Origin of the sequence: Enterobacter cloacae complex sp. P13B (assembly GCF_014895915.1) — a bacterium.
Lineage (GTDB): Bacteria > Pseudomonadota > Gammaproteobacteria > Enterobacterales > Enterobacteriaceae > Enterobacter > Enterobacter bugandensis.
The window spans coordinates 319-18,092 of record NZ_JADBQN010000045.1 but is presented as its reverse complement, the minus strand read 5'-3'; the positions used below and the strand labels follow the sequence as shown (position 1 = coordinate 18,092).

The following is a 17,774-nucleotide window of genomic DNA, read 5'->3' as shown; positions in this document are numbered from 1 at the left end:
CGGGGTGTGCATATTACGCTTTCCCGCTTCAGAGTCAAGCGTTTATTTTCGCTGTTCTCTGCTGACCCGGCGGCGTGTGTGCCGTTGTTCCGTGTCAGTGGAGGCGCATTATAGGGAGTAATTCCGAAGCTGCAAGGATAAAGTGAAAATTATTTACTAACTGCTCACTTTCCAGGCGAAACGCATCCCAGACCTCAATTTTCGCCTGGTTTTTAAACAAAAACGAGCCGCAAGCGGCTCGTTTTTGCGTTTTGTGACTTACTGCACTGCCACAATACGATCGTCGTTGGCTTCCAGACGGATAACTTTGCCCGGAATCAGTTCTCCGGAGAGGATCTGCTGCGCCAGCGGGTTTTCGATCTGCTGCTGAATAGCACGTTTCAGTGGACGCGCACCATAAACCGGATCGTAACCATTCTCGCTCAGCAGCTTCAGCGCATCGTCGGAGATGTGAATTTCATATCCACGCTCTTCCAGACGTTTGTACAGACGCTGCAGCTGGATCTGCGCAATCGACGCAATGTGTTTCTCACCCAGAGGATGGAATACCACCACTTCGTCAATACGGTTAATGAACTCCGGACGGAAGTTATGGCTCACCACACCGAGCACCAGATCCTTCATATGGCTGTAGTCAAGTTCACCGAAACGTTCCTGAATCAAATCGGAACCCAGGTTCGAGGTCATGATGACGACCGTATTACGGAAATCGACCGTTCTCCCCTGCCCGTCTGTCAGACGACCATCATCCAGCACCTGAAGCAGGATGTTGAACACATCCGGATGCGCTTTTTCCACCTCATCCAGCAGGATGACGGAATAAGGACGCCGGCGCACCGCTTCGGTCAGGTAGCCGCCCTCTTCATAACCAACATATCCCGGAGGCGCACCGACCAGGCGCGAGACGGAGTGTTTCTCCATGAACTCGGACATGTCGATACGCACCATCGCATCGTCGCTGTCGAACATAAAGTTTGCCAGCGCTTTACACAGTTCGGTTTTACCGACACCGGTCGGCCCCAGGAACAGGAACGAACCGATCGGGCGATTTGGATCGGAAAGCCCAGCACGGCTACGGCGAATAGCGTTGGAGACCGCTTCAACCGCCTCGTCCTGACCAATCACGCGCTGATGCAGATCCTGTTCCATACGCAGCAGCTTATCGCGTTCGCTTTCCATCATGCGCGCCACCGGAATACCGGTCCAGCGAGCGAGCACTTCGGCAATTTCGGCATCCGTCACTTTATTACGTAACAGACGCATGGTTTTGCCTTCAGACTGCGTGGCGATCTCAAGCTGTTTCTCCAGCTCAGGGATTTTGCCGTACTGCAGTTCAGACATACGTGCCAGGTCACCCACACGGCGAGCCTGCTCAATGGCAATTTTGGCCTGTTCGAGTTCTGCTTTAATGGTCTGCGTGCCAGAGAGAGAGGCCTTCTCGGCTTTCCACTCTTCTTCCAGCTCAGAATACTGGCGCTCTTTATCGTCCAGTTCTTCATTGAGCATATCCAGGCGTTTCTTACTGGCTTCATCAGACTCTTTTTTCAGCGCCTGCTGTTCCAGCTTGAGCTGAATGATGCGGCGGTCGAGTCGGTCCAGTTCTTCCGGCTTCGAGTCAATCTGCATACGAATGCTCGACGCCGCTTCATCGATCAGGTCGATTGCTTTATCAGGCAACTGACGATCGGCGATATACCGATGCGAAAGCGTCGCCGCCGCAACGATGGCCGGGTCAGTAATTTGCACATGGTGGTGCAGTTCATAACGCTCTTTCAGACCACGCAGGATCGCGATGGTATCTTCAACGCTTGGCTCAGCAACAAACACTTTCTGGAAGCGACGTTCCAGAGCGGCATCTTTCTCAATGTACTGACGATACTCATCAAGCGTAGTGGCACCGACACAGTGAAGTTCACCACGCGCCAGCGCAGGTTTCAGCATGTTCCCGGCATCCATTGCGCCGTCAGCTTTACCGGCTCCGACCATGGTGTGCAGTTCGTCGATAAACAGAATGACGTTGCCTTCCTGTTTCGCCAGGTCGTTCAGCACGCCTTTCAAACGCTCTTCAAACTCACCGCGGTATTTCGCCCCGGCCACCAGCGCGCCCATATCCAGCGCCAGTACGCGGCGGCCTTTCAACCCTTCCGGCACTTCACCGTTTACGATACGCTGCGCAAGCCCTTCAACGATGGCGGTTTTACCGACCCCCGGCTCACCAATCAGTACCGGGTTGTTTTTGGTACGACGCTGCAGTACCTGAATCGTACGGCGGATCTCTTCGTCACGGCCGATAACCGGGTCAAGTTTGCCCTGCTCGGCACGTTCGGTCAGATCGACCGTAAATTTCTTCAAAGCCTGACGTTGGTCTTCGGCTCCCTGATCGTTCACGCTTTCACCTCCGCGCATTTTCTCAATCGCCTGAGTCACATTGGCGGTGGTTGCACCGGCAGATTTCAGCAGGTCGGTCAAGGTACCGCGTGATTCAAGCGCCGCCAGAACAAAGAGCTCCGACGAAATAAAGTTGTCCCCACGTTTTTGCGCCAGCTTGTCGCAAAGGTTCAGCACGCGCACCAGATCCTGCGACGGTTGAACGTCGCCGCCGGTACCTTCTACCTGCGGTAAACGGCTCAGCGCCTGATCGATAGCGGTGCGTAACTGGCCAGCATTAATGCCAGCAGACGTTAATAAAGGACGTACCGATCCCCCTTCCTGATTCAGCAAGGCGCTCATTAAATGAAGAGGTTCGATGAATTGGTTGTCGTGCCCCAGTGCAAGGGACTGGGCATCGGCGAGAGCAAGCTGGAATTTATTAGTAAGACGATCCAGACGCATAACTCCTCCCATAACAGGTCAAATTTGCTACTGGAGATTAAATGAGGTCATCCCTCAATTATTCAAGGTTAATGACCTGAATTATGTGAAAAGAAAACGGCACGTGCCGGATCGTCTTGATTCTTTAGGTTATATCAGCCAAATGAAACTTGCCATACGACCCGTCGTCTTGTCGCGGCGATAGGAGAAAAAATCATCCTTTTCGGTGAACGTACAGCGATCGCCACCGAAGATCTGCGTTACGCCAATATTATTCAGACGCTGGCGGGCAAGCTGGTAAATATCCGCCAGATATTTTTCCCCGGCAGGCAGGAAGGCCTCAATGGCTTGCGGATCTTTTTCCATGAATGCTTCGCGAACCTCCGGCCCCACTTCAAAAGCACGAGGGCCAATCGCCGGACCTAGCCAGGCCATGATATTGGCGGGATTATCATTGAAGCAGACGACGGTCTCTTCCAGCACGCCCTCGCATAAGCCACGCCAGCCCGCGTGCGCTGCTGCTACCTCCGTACCGGCACGGTTACAAAACAGAACCGGCAGACAATCGGCGGTCATTACGGCACAAACCGTGCCCGGCGTATTACTGTAAGAAGCATCGGCGCGTTTGGAAGCGTAAGGTTCTCCCGTCAGCTTCAGTACCGCTTTGCCGTGAACCTGCTCCAGCCAAACCGGCTTCGACGGCAGATTTCCCGCAGCAAACAGACGCGTGCGGTTCTCTTCAACGTGTTCCAGGCTATCGCCGCAGTGCGCGCCGAGGTTTAAAGACTCCCACGCGCCCTGGCTCACGCCGCCAATACGGGTCGAACTACAGGCGGCCACGCCTGCAGGCAGCGGCCACTCCGGGACAATCAGTTTGGTCATAACCAGTCCACTTGATCCTTATGTTCTTCGAAATCAGCACGCATGGCATCAATGAGTTCCACCATATCCTGCGGGATAGGCGCATGCCATTCCATCTGGATACCACTGATCGGGTGATAAAGACGCAGCATGGTCGCGTGCAGCGCCTGACGATCGAATTTACGCAGTACGCTGATGAACTCATCTGACGCGCCTTTTGGCGGACGCGGACGACCGCCGTACACCTGATCCCCCACCAGCGGATGGGTAATGTGCGCCATGTGAACGCGGATCTGGTGAGTACGACCGGTTTCCAGGCGCAGGCGCAGGCGGGTATGAATACGGAAGTGCTCCATAATGCGATAGTGCGTCACCGCCGGTTTACCCATCGGATGCACCGACATATGGGTACGTTTCGTCGGGTGACGGCTGATCGGCTCTTCTACCGTGCCGCCAGCGGTCATGTGTCCAATCGCCACCGCTTCATATTCGCGAGTAATCTCACGCAGCTGCAGCGATTCCACCAGACGGGTCTGAGCGGGAACGGTCTTCGCCACCACCATCAGACCGGTGGTGTCTTTATCCAGACGGTGAACGATGCCTGCACGTGGGACATCCGCAATCGGCGGATAATAATGAAGAAGTGCGTTAAGTACCGTACCGTCTGGATTCCCTGCGCCCGGATGAACAACCAGGTCGCGCGGCTTGTTGATCACCAGAATGTCATCATCTTCATAGACGATGTCCAATGGGATATCCTGCGGCTCGAAGCGGATTTCCTCTTCGATTTCAGCATTGATGGCAACAGCTTCCCCACCAAACACTTTCTCTTTTGGTTTGTCCCAGATCTTGCCGTTTACCAGCACGCGCTGGTCAAGGATCCATTCTTTTATGCGTGAACGCGAATAATCAGGGAACAATTCGGCCAAAGCCTGATCTAAGCGTTGACCGAGCTGATTTTCGGAGACTGTTGCGGTGAGTTCTACTCGTTGTGCCATAAACTGCTTCTTTGTTTAACGTTGGGTTTTACGGCTTTGCCGTTTAATATAGTGTGCTATTGTAGCTGGTCTTAATCGGGAGCAGGAACAGAGTTTCTCCCGGACAAACATTTGAGGAAAGTCAAAACGTCATGACGCGCATGAAATATCTGGTGGCAGCGGCCACGTTGAGCCTGGCTTTGGTGGGCTGCTCCGGTTCGAATGAACAGGTCCCTGACAATCCGCCGAATGAAATCTATGCGACTGCACAACAAAAGTTGCAGGACGGTAACTGGAAACAGGCGATAACGCAACTGGAAGCGTTGGATAATCGCTATCCATTTGGTCCGTATTCGCAGCAGGTACAGTTAGATCTTATCTACGCCTACTACAAAAATGCCGATCTGCCGCTGGCTCAGGCAACTATCGATCGTTTCATGCGTCTGAACCCGACTCATCCTAACATCGACTACGTCATGTACATGCGCGGCCTGACCAACATGGCGCTGGACGACAGCGCCCTGCAGGGCTTCTTCGGCGTAGATCGCTCCGACCGTGACCCGCAGCATGCGCGCGACGCCTTCAATGACTTCTCCAAGCTGGTGCGCGGCTATCCGAACAGTCAGTACGTGACCGACGCGACCAAACGTCTGGTGTTCCTGAAAGATCGTCTGGCGAAATATGAGTACTCCGTTGCGGAATACTATACCCGCCGTGGCGCCTGGGTTGCCGTGGTTAACCGCGTAGAAGGTATGCTGCGTGATTACCCGGATACTCAGGCAACGCGCGACGGCCTGAAGCTGATGGAAAATGCTTACCGTCAGATGCAGATGACCGCTCAGGCTGAAAAAGTGGCGAAAATCATCGCCGCGAACAGCAGCAACACCTGATATCGCTTCAATGCAAAACGGCAGCCCGAAGGCTGCCGTTTTTTTATTCAATTCAGACATCCGCTGAAGCGCTTTAGCCTCAACACATCCCGTCAACTATGACCGCAATTCGTACCTTCCACAAGGTAAATCTCATCTCTTCCTGCCCTGCCTCACAAAAAAGATTCCCTGACAAAAACCGACAAAATAACGTGATCTAAATCACACATTTTGACATTAGGTCGGGTATGCTGGAATCACCAAGACGGAAAGACAAGAGGTAAAATTTATGACAATGAACATTACCAGTAAACAAATGGAAATTACTCCGGCAATTCGCCAGCACGTCGCAGACCGTCTCGCCAAACTGGATAAATGGCAAACACATTTGATTAATCCACATATCATCCTGTCCAAGGAGCCCCAGGGTTTCATCGCTGACGCAACTATCAATACTCCAAACGGCCATCTGGTCGCCAGCGCAAAACATGAGGATATGTACACCGCTATTAACGATTTGATCAACAAGCTGGAACGGCAGCTCAATAAAGTGCAACACAAAGGTGAAGCCCGTCGCGCCGCAACGTCGGTGAAAGACGCCAGCTTCGCGGAAGAAGTTGAAGAAGAGTAATCCTTTAAATTGAGTGTACCGCCAACGCGCCTTCGGGCGCGTTTTTTATTGACAGGGTGAAAACAGTACGGGTACTTTAACGGTATCAATCACAGGATGACTTTATGAAACTTACGCCGTTCTTCTTCGCATTCTTTTTTACCTTCCCCTGAACGGGAGGCGTTTCGTCGTGTGATAAAGAATGCGAAGACGAACAACAAGGCCTCCCACACCGGGGGGCCTTTTTTATTGATAACGATAAAATGAGACAGGCAACACTATGACACCGGAAAACCCGTTACTGGATCTGCGAGTAAAAATCAGCGCGCTGGATGAAAAATTACTGGCGCTGCTGGCCGAACGTCGCGCCCTCGCCGTTGAAGTGGGCAAAGCCAAGCTGGACTCCCATCGTCCGGTCCGTGACATCGACCGCGAGCGGGATCTGCTGGAACGTCTCATCCAGCTCGGCAAAGCGCATCACCTTGATGCCCACTACATCACCCGGCTGTTCCAGCTCATCATCGAAGATTCCGTTCTGACCCAGCAAGCGCTACTCCAGCAGCATCTCAATAAAACCAACCCGCACTCGGCGCGCATCGCCTTCCTCGGGCCTAAAGGCTCCTACTCTCATCTGGCCGCACGCCAGTATGCCGCACGTCATTTTGAAGAGTTTATTGAGAGCGGCTGCGCAAAATTCGCCGATATTTTTAACCAGGTTGAGACCGGCCAGGCGGATTACGCCGTGGTGCCGATTGAAAACACCAGTTCCGGTGCCATCAACGACGTCTACGATCTGCTGCAGCATACCAGCCTGTCGCTGGTCGGCGAGCTGACGATCCCTATCGATCACTGCGTACTGGTCTCCGGTTCAACGGACCTGAACACGATCGAAACGGTCTACAGCCATCCGCAGCCTTTCCAGCAGTGTAGCCAGTTCCTGAACCGCTATCCGAACTGGAAAATTGAGTACACCGAAAGCACCTCGGCGGCAATGGAAAAAGTAGCGCAAGCTAACTCCCCAACCGTTGCTGCGCTCGGCAGCGAAGCGGGCGGCGCGCTGTATGGCTTACAGGTTCTGGAACGCAATCTTGCTAACCAGACGCAAAACATCACCCGCTTCGTGGTGCTGGCCCGCAAGGCAATCAACGTGTCAGACCAGGTGCCGGCGAAAACCACGCTGCTGATGGCGACCGGCCAGCAGGCGGGCGCGCTGGTAGAAGCCCTGCTGGTGCTGCGCAACCACAATTTGATCATGACCAGGCTGGAATCACGCCCAATCCACGGTAATCCTTGGGAAGAGATGTTTTACCTCGATATCCAGGCCAACCTGGAATCTGCATCCATGCAGAAAGCCCTGCGCGAACTGGGTGAAATTACCCGTTCAATGAAAGTGCTGGGCTGCTATCCGAGCGAAAACGTCGTCCCGGTCGATCCAAGCTAGCATTCGATAAAACGGCTTTTCTTCATCCCTGCCACATTAACCGGCAGGGTGAAGACGGCTCCGGAAAGCGGATACTTCGCCACCTCCTCCGCATCCATATTTTCCCGCGTGGTGGTAATGAACAGCGTTTTCATATCATCGCCGCCAAAGCAGACCATCGTCGGGCAACGCACCGGCATGCGGTATTCTTCCAGTTGCTCCCCTTGTGGAGAAAAACGCGCGATACGCCAGCCGTCAAACAGCGCGCTCCAGTAGCAGCCTTCCACATCCATCGCCGCACCGTCCGGTATCCCTTCTCCCGCGTTAAACTGACGAAATACCTCACGCCTGCCGGGTTCGCCCTGCTCGTTAAGCGGCGTGCGGTAAATTACGCCGTTTGGCGTGTCTGAGGTAAACATCCACTGTTTATCCGGGGTAAACGCTAAGCCGTTGTGCCCGTGAATATCGCACTGGATCACTTTCGGCGTCAGGTCGTTGTCGATGCGCATCAGCAGGGCACCGTTGTAATCTCCCGGCCCCCAGAACGTGCCCGCATAGAACCGGCCCTTATGGTCGGTACCCCCATCATTAAAACGTGCGAGCTGCGGGTTTGAGGGGTTATCGCACACCTTGCGCTGCAGGAGCCCATGCTTATCGGCAAGCCAGATGCCGTTGCGCATAGCGACGATAAAACCGCCTCGCTCACGCAGGGCAAAGCAGCCCACCTCTTCATGGAAGGAAAGCACGGTATGTTCCGCCGTCGGCAGGTGATAGCGGTGGATCTCCCCTTCCAGAATATCCGCCCAGTAAAGCGCATTTTCTTCTGCGCTCCACGTCGGGCATTCGGGCAGATGCCCGGTGTAGTTCAACAGCAGCTGCGGTTCAGCCATGACAGTTCCCCAAAATGAAAAAAGCCAGCATTGCTGGCTTTCAGTATATACATCATTGGATTACTGGCGACTGTCATTTGCCTGACGCAACAGCGTGCGGCTTTCACTCTGGAAACGAGTGGCGTAATCGCCGAACCAGTGCTCCACTTTGCGGAAGCTGTCGATAAACGCCTGCTTGTCTCCGTGCTCCAGCAGCGTAATGGCTTCGCCAAAGCGTTGATAGTAGCGCTTGATCAGCGCCAGGTTATTTTCAGACGACATGATGATGTCGGCGTAAAGCTGGGGATCCTGCGCAAACAGACGCCCGACCATCGCCAGCTCAAGACGATAGATCGGTGAAGAGAGCGCCAGCAACTGTTCAAGCTGCACGTTCTCTTCAGCCAGATGCAGGCCGTAGGCAAAGGTCGCAAAGTGGCGCAGCGCCTGAATGAACGCCATGTTCTGATCGTGCTCGACCGCGCTGATGCGGTGCAGCCTCGCGCCCCAGACCTGAATCTGTTCCAGGAACCATTGATAGGCTTCCGGCTGACGGCCGTCGCAGTAAACCACCACCTGCTTCGCCAGGCTGCCGCTGTCCGGGCCAAACATCGGGTGCAGCCCGAGCACCGGGCCCGTATGCGCAGCCAGCATCGCCTGCAGAGGACCGTTTTTAACGGAAGCCAGATCCACCAGAATGCAGTCTTTTGGTAAAGGAGGAAGCTTCCCGATGATCTGCTCCGTCACGTGGATCGGCACGCTGACGATAACCATTCCGGCATCTTTCATCAGTTCCGGTGCTTGTGCCCAGTCCTCTTTTTCCAGAATGCGCACCTGATAGCCAGAAAGCGTCAGCATTTTCTCGAACAGACGCCCCATCTGCCCTGCTCCGCCAACAATCACCACCGGACGCAGGGACGGACAGAGAGTTTTAAAGCCCTTGTCGTTTTCGCTGGAATAGGATTCCCGCATCACGCGACGCAGAACATCTTCAATCAAATCCGGCGAAACGCCCAGCGCCTGCGCCTCTTTACGACGGGAGGCCAGCATTGAGGCTTCGCGCTCCGGGACGTAAATCGGCAGGCCGTATTTGCTTTTCACCTCACCGACTTCGGCAACAAGCGCCATGCGGCGTGCCAGCAGGTCCAGCAGCGCCTTATCCACTTCATCAATTTGATCGCGCAGTGCGGTCAATTCAGCAACCATAACTACCCTCTTAAACCAGACGCGTCGCCAGCTGGCCGCTTAAATCTTTATGGATCTCACGCAGCAGCGCATCGGTGGTTTCCCAGCTGATGCAGGCATCCGTCACGGAGACGCCGTGCTTCATCGCGCTGCGCGGCTGTTCTGATGACTGATTACCTTCATGAATGTTGCTCTCAATCATCAGGCCGATAATCGAACGGTTTCCGTCTTTGATCTGTGCGACCACGGATTCCGCAACCGCTGGCTGGCGACGGTAATCTTTATTCGAATTACCATGACTGCAATCTACCATCAGTGCCGGACGCAGTCCCGCCTGTTCCATCTCTTTTTCACACTGCGCCACGTCCGCCGGGCTGTAGTTTGGCGCTTTACCGCCGCGCAGGATCACATGACCGTCCGGGTTGCCCTGCGTTTGCAGCAGGCACACCTGGCCCGCCTGGTTGATCCCAACAAAGCGGTGCGGCATGGCGGCGGCGCGCATGGCGTTGATCGCCGTCGCCAGGCTGCCATCGGTACCGTTTTTAAAGCCAACCGGCATCGACAGGCCAGACGCCATCTCACGGTGGGTTTGCGATTCAGTCGTACGCGCACCAATTGCGGACCAGCTAAACAGATCGCCCAGGTATTGCGGGCTGTTTGGATCCAGCGCTTCGGTTGCCAGCGGCAGCCCCATGCTGACCAGTTCCACCAGCAGGCGACGCGCAATCTTCAGGCCTGCTTCCACATCAAACGAGCCATCCATGTGCGGATCGTTGATCAATCCTTTCCAGCCAACCGTCGTGCGTGGCTTTTCAAAATAGACGCGCATCACCAGATAGAGGCTATCGCTGACCTCCTCCGCTAATGCTTTAAATCGACGCGCATACTCAATGGCGGTTTCAGGATCGTGAATAGAGCAAGGACCACAAACCACCAGCAGGCGCGGATCGCGGCCAGCGATAATGTCAGAAATGGTCTGGCGAGAGTGCTCGATCTGAGCCTCCTGCGCGGCGCTCAGCGGAAACTCCGCTTTCAGTTGATCCGGGGTAATCAAAACCTGTTCGTCAGTGATATGTACGTTGTTCAGCGCGTCTTTTTGCATGATAGCGATCCTGTAAAGCTCGTTTGCGATAGTTGTTTTCCTCAGTGAGGTGAAACCACGATACCATAAAAAGTAAACATTTCAATCCAAAATGCGTACATATTAGTTTACAGTCGCACAATAAAAGCAAAAACCAGCCGCTAAAATCGTAAACTTTAAATTACACTCTAAATTTCTCCCGCCAGGCTATGCTGAAGAAAAAGGAGAAGGATTATGCGATCGATTGCTTTCGTCCTGCTGTCGCTGTTTTTATCGGGCTGTCAGATTAATCCTTACACTTTCCAGCCCAACTGGACGAGCCCGGACTGGTTCAGCGCGGGTAAAGAAGACGCCATAAATGGCCTGCCGGTTAAAGATAACCAGACCCTGGCCGATAGTTTTAACGACCCCCACGTCGATCGTAATGAATATCTTCGCGGCTATGCTGATGGTCAGAAGAAAGTGTGTGAAGAAGGCTTTATTCATGCATGGGGATTAGCGGGCAAATCTTATCCAGCCAGTTGTGATACTGTTGAAAATGCAGCGAAACTGCATGCGTCATGGCAAAAAGGAATGGATGAAAGTATGCGTTCCAGCAGGCTTAATTAAGTCTGCTTTTATTCTTTGGAAAATAAACAACTGTAGGATTTAGCTTAGGTCAGCCATGGGCTATTTCTGACATAATGACGGTTCTGATAAACAATGGTATTCTGCCCGCAACTCTTAAGGACATCTATTTCCGGAGCGGTACGGCGGATTCTGGTGAGAAATTTATACTTGAACTCTTTGTTCCGACTCACTCTGGTGCTAATGCTGTTCCTTATGGTGGGCCCGGCGATGGCAGGCGCGCTCTCGGAGACAGATAAATCGGTACGTTCTATTGTCTCAGGCATAGTGAGCTATACGCGATGGCCGTCGCTTTCCGGTCAGCCTAAACTCTGCATCTATGCCACTTCTCACTATACGCACGCGCTCAGCGAAAACCAGGGGCATAACGAGTTACCTTATACCCCCGTTATTGTACGTAACGATCGGGAAGCCCTGGCCGCGACATGCGATGCTGTTTATTTCGGGACTGAACCACCTGCGAAACAACTTGAATTAATAAGTCAATATCAGGGCAGAGCATTGCTATTAATCTCAGAGCAAAATCCGGAATGTGTTATTGGCAGCGCCTTTTGCCTGATAATCGATCGTGGCCAGGTGCGATTTTCCGTCAATCTGGATGCGTTGACACGCAGTGGCGTCAGGGTTAACCCGGATGTATTGATGCTTGCACGGAATAAGCAGCATGGATAAAGATTTCATCTCGACGCAGCGTCCGACCTTTAAAAGAACGCTGAGGCGAAACAACATGATAAGCGTCATCATCACAATGACGTTAATATGGCTGTTGCTCTGTTTTGCCTCGGTCGTAACATTAAAACAATACGCGCAAAAAAATCTCGAATTAACCGGCGCCACAATGAGCCACAGCCTTGAAGCCTCTCTGGTTTTCAACGATTCACTGGCGGCCAACGAGACGCTCGCTGCGCTGGGTAAGCAGGGGCAGTTTGCCGTAGCAGAAGTCATCAACGGGCATAAAAAGCGCTTTGCCTACTGGTCCTGGAACCCGAAGGATAATAACGACACGCTGGGAGCGCTGGTCAGCCGCTGGCTTTTCCCCGTTCCGGTTGCGCAGCCCATCCTGCACAACGGCGCGAAGATAGGTGAAATACGTCTTACCGCGCGTGACAGCCTTATCAGCCATTTCATCTGGATGTCGTTTGCCGTCCTCACCGGCTGTATTCTTTTTGCAACCGTCGTCGCGCTCACCATTACCCAGTCTCTGCACCGCGGCATGGTCACGGCGCTGCAAAATATCACCGACGTTGTGCATGACGTCCGCACCAATCGCAACTTTTCCCGTCGGGTGAAAGATGGGCGCATTGAAGAATTCCATCAGTTTGGAGAAGACTTTAACAGCCTGCTGGACGAGATGGAGGAGTGGCAGCTTAAGCTCCAGGCGAAAAACGCTCAGCTGCTTCGTACCGCCATGCACGACCCGCTCACCGGTCTTGCTAACCGCGCTGCGTTTCGTAACAGTATTGCGGCATTAATGAATGACCCCTCGGCAAAAACAAACTCGGCCCTGCTCTTCCTCGACGGTGATAATTTTAAGTTTATTAACGACACCTGGGGACACGCGGCAGGAGACTGCGTGCTGATTGAAGTCGCCAGCAGGATGGTGGAATTTGGCGATAAACGCCATCAGTCCTACCGCCTTGGCGGTGACGAATTTGCCATGGTGCTGTACGGGGTGCATTCTGAACCAGAGGTTCAACACATTTGTGCTGCGCTAGCGCAGCAGTTTATCCGTCCGTTTGATCTGCATAACGGACAAAAAGCATCGATGTCACTCAGCATTGGCTTTGCTCTGGCGTGGGAAAATGCTTCCGTGGAAGCATTACTGGAGAGGGCTGACCGCAACATGTACCAGGTTAAAAACCAGCGTACGAAAACAATAAGTTAGAAAGGATACACTATGTTAAAACGTTACTTCGCGCCGTTAGTTATGGCCTCACTGGTTCTGGCAGGCTGTCAGTCGCCGCCCCAGGGCAAATTTACTCCTGAGCAAATCGCGGCGATGAAGTCATACGGTTTTAACGAACTGAACGGCGACTGGTCGCTTGGTATGTCGGACACCATCCTCTTTGATAAGAATGACGCCAGACTGCGTCCGGAAAGTGAAACACAGATCCAGTCCATGGCCTCTCGTCTGGCGAAAACTGGCCTGAATCACGCGCGAATGGACGGTCATACGGATAATTACGGTGAAGCAAGCTACAACGAAGCCCTGTCGTTAAAACGCGCCAATGCCGTGGCCGACGCGTGGGCGAAGGGCGCGAATATCCCGCGCAGCAATCTCACCACCCGGGGATTAGGCCAAAAATATCCGATTGCGAGCAACAGCACTGCACAAGGGCGCGCTGAAAACCGCCGGGTGTCAGTGGTTATCAGCGCGCCATAGGATTATTTAGCGGATGATTCGGTGAGCGACACGCCTGTTGCCGCTCGCCAGCGCAGCCAGTCAATCAGAACAAACAGCGCCAGACTCACGCCCATCACCGGCAAAGCCAGCCCCAGCAGTGCGCTGATGACCACGGTAACACCTCTTCCCCACCCTGACAGCGCCAGCCAGCTCTGAGCAAGCGTCTGCACCGGATTCATTGCCGACTGTGCCGGACGACGCATCCACCACATCCGGTATCCCCAGATGATAAGCACGCACAGGGCAAGGCCGAAAGCAACGAGCAGCAGCTGATTCACCAGCCCGAATAAGATCCCCATATGGAAATCCACGCCCCAGCGGGTCAGTTTTGCCATGAGCGGGAAGTCCTCGAATCGGGTTCTGTCGAGGATCTGCATCGTACCGGGATCAACCGCAACGGCGTCCACCTGAGTCGGCCAGCTGCGGTCGATTTCCGTTACTGTCCATGCGCGATCCATTGTTTTCGCCGGGCGGATCTCCAGCCTGTTGGCATCAATCCCCGCTTTACGCGCCGCGCTTAACACACCGTCAAACCGCGTCAGATCCATCGCCATTTCCGGCATCATCATTCCGCCGTGATGGCCACGGTGTTCGGCGTGCTCATCCACGCTCTCCGGCACGCCGGATAGCATCGTATTCACCTGCGGGGTTAGCCAGTTCAACTCAGCGCGCAGCTTATCAACATTCCCCCCCGCCCACTGGGACCAGGTCAGGCCGGTTGCAGAGAAGAGCAGCATGCCCCCCAGTAATATCCAGCCGAGCGTCACATGCACCCGACGGCGGTTCTGGAAGCGATTGTTAATCCGGCGTTTTGGTCGGGTATAAAACCACAGGGCAATCCCTCCCAGTGCGGCCACCCACATCCAGGAAGCGGCCAGTTCGCTATAGAGCCGCCCAATATCGCCCAGCATCAGAGAGGTATGCAGATAATCAATGGTCTGACGCAGCGGTAAAATCCCGCTGGTGCCGTACACCGTCATATCCCCCAGCACCGTGAGGCTTACCGGATCGATAAAGATCGCCCGGTTTTCCGAAGGCCCCAGCGTCGGGTCAGCAAACATCACGCGGGTGGTTTCACCTTCAACCAGCCCCGGGCGAACGGCGTGCAAACGCAAATCTGAGCCAACGGCCTTTTCCGCCGTGGCGATTTGTTCCGCCAGCGGCTTCGGCTCGCCCACGGAATCCGTATGGAGCGCGTGCCGGTAGAGCGCATTCTCGAGCTGCGGGGTCGCCACGTACAGCGTACCGGTCAGCGCGGCGAAGAAGATAAACGGGCCGACAAATAGCCCGACGTAGAAATGGAGGCGACGCAGCAGGTTTCCCCATGCCGCGCGCGGAGTGCAGGTAGTCATACTTTTCCTTTTTAAGGCAAAAAGTTATCGATTGAGTTTTTAAAGGGAAAAAGCAGACTGCCGCGGCGGCGCGCGGGTATCAGGGTAAAGCCAGGGGAAAAAGTGCCAGTGGCTGACCGCCTGACGCGGCGGCTTCACGCGAAGCCTTTGCAGCACGATACTAAGCAGCACAATCAGCGCGAGCATCACGCCCGGCACGTGGGCTAACAGCACGCAGTAGCCGCACGCCTCCGCATGGTCGACCGGCATCGTGTGCGGCATATCGCCGTGATGCTCGTCCATCGACATCATGCTCATGTCATGATGCATGCCCGGCATGGCGCTCATGGGGTCTTTCTGCAGCGAGACGGAGATAAGGGGTGCCACCACGATCAGCAGGATCGCAAACAGCGCGGTCAAAGCCGCTGCGCGTTTCCGGTTAGGCTGATGCAGTACGTTATCCACTTCCCCTCCATTCAAGAGGCAAGCATTGTAAATGATTTATGACGAAAGGGTTAATGCGAGAGGTGCGATCGGGCAAAAAAGTCAGCATTTCTAACATAAAGTCGCTTAAGCGATGCTCAGTTCAAACGCTTATATCCAACACCATTGATAAATACAGATTTTTCTTTATGAACAGTTAGTTATATGGATCACTAGCACAGCGAAATGCGGTCAAAAAGTGTTATGTGGAAGTGTCAGGATTTCAAGATGTTGAATATAAAGTAGGGCTGGAAAAGAGTTGATGTTATCAATTAAAGCCCCTAAAAATCGGGCTTCAACATTTAAACCTGCTAATTTGCTAGCTTAGACGGGCCGGAACGAGAGCCGCCAGCTTTTCAGCAAGGACCTGTTCGGATTGACCATCACCATCAAGGCCCATTGCATCAATAGCCGAACAGAGAAATCTATGAAATTCAAAGACACTCTTGCCCTCGGCGATCATATGACAAATAAGAGCAACGTATGCATCGTATTCATCCTTGGCCTTTTCAAACTCATTGATACCAATAGAATCCCATTCATTTAACAGAATCGATTTCACGGTTTCATGCAGCATTGTTTTATCCATCATTTAGGCCCCCCAGGAATAACTGTCACAACATTCCCAGTATTTGAATTTACAATTACGCGCAGGTTGTTAATCGAATCATAGTAGCCAGTCGTTCCCGCCTTCGTAGGAAATAGCTCATCTAACTTGATTGTATTCTCTATCGCAGACGGCGGCCCCCCCCACAGCTTTGCTATTGATGGTTTTTGCAGCCAGTGACCTGCCCCCAGGATTAGATACAACCTTCAGTTAGTAATGTCGGTTGGTTTTCTTCATATTTCCTGTTTCGCCAGTCCGTTACGAATTCAGCTGGTGTCTGGTAATCCAGCGATGAATGGGGACGGCACTCGTTATAATCCTGCCGCCAGTCATTGATCTTTTTCCGGGCATGAAGAATATCGCTGAACCATTGTTCATTTAGACACTCATCGCGAAAGTATCCGTTAAAACTCTCAATAAATCCGTTCTGCGTTGGCTTACCTGGCTGGATAAGTCGTAGTTCCACACCATGCTCAAAGGCCCATTGATCGAGCGCGCTGCAGGTAAATTCCTGGCCCTGATCGGTTCTTGTTATCGCCTGATAGCCCCGAAACAGCGCGATGCTGACCAGAATATGCATGGCCTGAGCTCCTGAAATACCGAAAGCAGCGGTGATCGTCAGACACTCCTTCGTGAAATCATCCACACAGGTCAGGCACTTAATCCTCCGACCGTTGGGCAGTGCGTCCATAACGAAATCCATCGACCATGTCAGGTTCGGCGCATCCGGGCGCAGAAGCGGAAACCGTTCGGTTGCCAGCCCTTTACGGCTTCGTCTGCGTTTTACGCTCAGTCCATTAAGGTGGTAAATACGGTATACCCGCTTGTGATTGACGTGAAGGTCCTCCCGACGCAACAGCTGCCAGATGCGGCGGTAGCCAAGACGCCTGCGCTCCAGTGCCAGCTCAGTGATGCGCCCCGATAAATGCGCATCAGCCGCCGGACGCTGAGCCTCATAGTGGCAGGTCGACAGGGACAAACCTGTAAGCCTGCAGGCACGACGTTGCGACAGACCGGTCGCATCACACATAAACTCAACGGCTTCCCGCTTCTGGCCTGTCGTCAGTACTTTCGCCCCAGAGCCACCTGAAGAGCCTCCTGATCCAGCATGGCTTCGACAAGTAGCTTCTTGAGGCGGGCGTTCTCCTCTTCAAGAGATTTAAGCCGCTTCACCTCAGGAACTTCCATGCCACCAAACTTCTTGCGCCAGGTGTAGAAAGTGGCATCGGAAATGGTGTGCTTACGGCAGAGCTCACGAGCAGAAACTCCGGCTTCCGCTTCGCGAAGAATACTGATGATCTGTTCGTCGGAAAAACGCTTCTTCATGGGGATATCCTCATGTGGATTATGAAGACATTACTAACATCGGGGTGTGTTAATCAACGGGGAGCAGGTCAAGTACTCTATTGTTTTACAATCAGTAACTATACAAACAGTGAAAACAATCTTTAGCTACTAATTGAGTCGACATGAGAAATGGGAATAAAGGCCTCAACTCAAGAAAAGTGACAAGACAACAAACCCAGCACTCAAGGATCATACGAAACAGCAAAGCAAAAACGGCGAGACGAATCTGTTAATCAACATAAATACTCATCGGAGCGAATTGCGAAATCTTTCGGTATATCGAAAAAAATTTTTA

17 protein-coding genes, 1 pseudogene and 1 other annotated feature are annotated in these 17,774 nt (G+C 53.3%); of the genes and pseudogenes, 8 read left to right on the top strand and 10 right to left on the bottom strand.

The genetic code is table 11. The features are described 5' to 3' along the window. Positions 1-258: 258 nt before the first annotated feature. From clpB to rluD, 3 genes are all read right to left on the bottom strand, one after another. Positions 259-2,832: an ATP-dependent chaperone ClpB gene (gene clpB / locus IM273_RS18650; RefSeq protein WP_041908644.1), complete on the bottom strand. Its 2,574-nt coding sequence runs from the start codon at positions 2,830-2,832 to the stop codon at positions 259-261. A 129-nt stretch (positions 2,833-2,961) separates the two neighbouring features. Further along, on the bottom strand, positions 2,962-3,693 hold the full coding sequence (gene yfiH, locus IM273_RS18645) for a purine nucleoside phosphorylase YfiH (RefSeq protein WP_193051880.1): 732 nt from the start codon (positions 3,691-3,693) through the stop codon (positions 2,962-2,964). Further along, positions 3,690-4,670, bottom strand: a complete 981-nt coding sequence (gene rluD, locus IM273_RS18640) for a 23S rRNA pseudouridine(1911/1915/1917) synthase RluD (protein WP_028014116.1) — start codon at positions 4,668-4,670, stop codon at positions 3,690-3,692. The genes yfiH and rluD overlap by 4 nt, the downstream gene beginning before the upstream one ends. Positions 4,671-4,801: 131 nt before the next feature. Here rluD and bamD point away from each other — a divergent pair, with 131 nt between their 5' ends. The 4 genes from bamD (at position 4,802) to pheA (ending at position 7,569) form a co-directional block, all read left to right on the top strand. Then, positions 4,802-5,539, top strand: coding sequence for an outer membrane protein assembly factor BamD (gene bamD, locus IM273_RS18635; RefSeq protein ID WP_023308867.1), 738 nt, complete (start codon positions 4,802-4,804; stop codon positions 5,537-5,539). Positions 5,540-5,807: 268 nt separating this feature from the next. After that, entirely contained in the window at positions 5,808-6,149 is a 342-nt protein-coding gene (gene raiA / locus IM273_RS18630) for a ribosome-associated translation inhibitor RaiA (protein ID WP_003863162.1), read from the top strand. 103 nt (positions 6,150-6,252) lie between these two features. Next, positions 6,253-6,378: a sequence feature (Phe leader region), on the top strand. Next, a complete protein-coding gene (pheL, locus tag IM273_RS18625; protein ID WP_100249759.1) occupies positions 6,254-6,301 on the top strand; it encodes a pheA operon leader peptide PheL in 48 nt (15 codons plus the stop codon). (Overlaps the previous feature by 48 nt.) 30 nt (positions 6,379-6,408) lie before the next feature. Continuing rightward, the gene (gene pheA, locus IM273_RS18620; protein ID WP_028014117.1) at positions 6,409-7,569 is read left to right on the top strand and encodes a bifunctional chorismate mutase/prephenate dehydratase; all 1,161 of its coding nucleotides are present in this window, start codon (positions 6,409-6,411) and stop codon (positions 7,567-7,569) included. On the opposite strand, the gene IM273_RS18615 is transcribed toward pheA, so the two are convergent. The 3 genes from IM273_RS18615 to aroF are packed head-to-tail and all read right to left on the bottom strand — an operon-like array spanning position 7,566 to position 10,701. Next, entirely contained in the window at positions 7,566-8,438 is an 873-nt protein-coding gene (locus IM273_RS18615; protein ID WP_069732809.1) for an SMP-30/gluconolactonase/LRE family protein, read from the bottom strand. The two genes, pheA and IM273_RS18615, sit on opposite strands and share 4 nt — an antisense overlap. Positions 8,439-8,498: 60 nt before the next feature. Beyond that, positions 8,499-9,620, bottom strand: a complete 1,122-nt coding sequence (gene tyrA, locus IM273_RS18610; protein ID WP_028014119.1) for a bifunctional chorismate mutase/prephenate dehydrogenase — start codon at positions 9,618-9,620, stop codon at positions 8,499-8,501. Between the two features lie 10 nt (positions 9,621-9,630). Then, positions 9,631-10,701: a 3-deoxy-7-phosphoheptulonate synthase AroF gene (gene aroF / locus IM273_RS18605; RefSeq protein WP_045260858.1), complete on the bottom strand. Its 1,071-nt coding sequence runs from the start codon at positions 10,699-10,701 to the stop codon at positions 9,631-9,633. A gap of 213 nt (positions 10,702-10,914) precedes the next feature. On the opposite strand from aroF, the gene IM273_RS18600 reads away from it, so the two are divergent. The 4 genes from IM273_RS18600 (at position 10,915) to IM273_RS18585 (ending at position 13,690) form a co-directional block, all read left to right on the top strand. After that, positions 10,915-11,289, top strand: coding sequence for a DUF2799 domain-containing protein (locus IM273_RS18600; protein ID WP_041908636.1), 375 nt, complete (start codon positions 10,915-10,917; stop codon positions 11,287-11,289). Between the two features lie 228 nt (positions 11,290-11,517). After that, positions 11,518-11,979, top strand: a complete 462-nt coding sequence (locus tag IM273_RS18595) for a YfiR family protein (RefSeq protein WP_370528543.1) — start codon at positions 11,518-11,520, stop codon at positions 11,977-11,979. Beyond that, positions 11,972-13,192, top strand: coding sequence for a diguanylate cyclase DgcN (dgcN, locus tag IM273_RS18590; protein ID WP_193051879.1), 1,221 nt, complete (start codon positions 11,972-11,974; stop codon positions 13,190-13,192). The genes IM273_RS18595 and dgcN overlap by 8 nt, the downstream gene beginning before the upstream one ends. 12 nt (positions 13,193-13,204) lie before the next feature. Further along, a complete protein-coding gene (locus tag IM273_RS18585) occupies positions 13,205-13,690 on the top strand; it encodes an OmpA family protein (RefSeq protein ID WP_028014123.1) in 486 nt (161 codons plus the stop codon). 2 nt (positions 13,691-13,692) lie between these two features. On the opposite strand, the gene IM273_RS18580 is transcribed toward IM273_RS18585, so the two are convergent. The 4 genes and pseudogenes from IM273_RS18580 to IM273_RS18565 all read right to left on the bottom strand — a co-directional run bounded on the left by IM273_RS18580 (position 13,693) and on the right by IM273_RS18565 (position 17,458). After that, a complete protein-coding gene (locus IM273_RS18580; RefSeq protein WP_193051878.1) occupies positions 13,693-15,063 on the bottom strand; it encodes a PepSY domain-containing protein in 1,371 nt (456 codons plus the stop codon). Between the two features lie 39 nt (positions 15,064-15,102). Continuing rightward, positions 15,103-15,507, bottom strand: coding sequence for a DUF2946 domain-containing protein (locus IM273_RS18575; RefSeq protein WP_045260864.1), 405 nt, complete (start codon positions 15,505-15,507; stop codon positions 15,103-15,105). Between the two features lie 337 nt (positions 15,508-15,844). Next, complete coding sequence (locus tag IM273_RS18570) at positions 15,845-16,117, bottom strand: hypothetical protein (RefSeq protein WP_193031146.1); 273 nt, start codon at positions 16,115-16,117, stop codon at positions 15,845-15,847. A gap of 221 nt (positions 16,118-16,338) precedes the next feature. After that, a pseudogene (locus tag IM273_RS18565) lies at positions 16,339-17,458 on the bottom strand (IS3 family transposase). Positions 17,459-17,774: the final 316 nt, after the last annotated feature.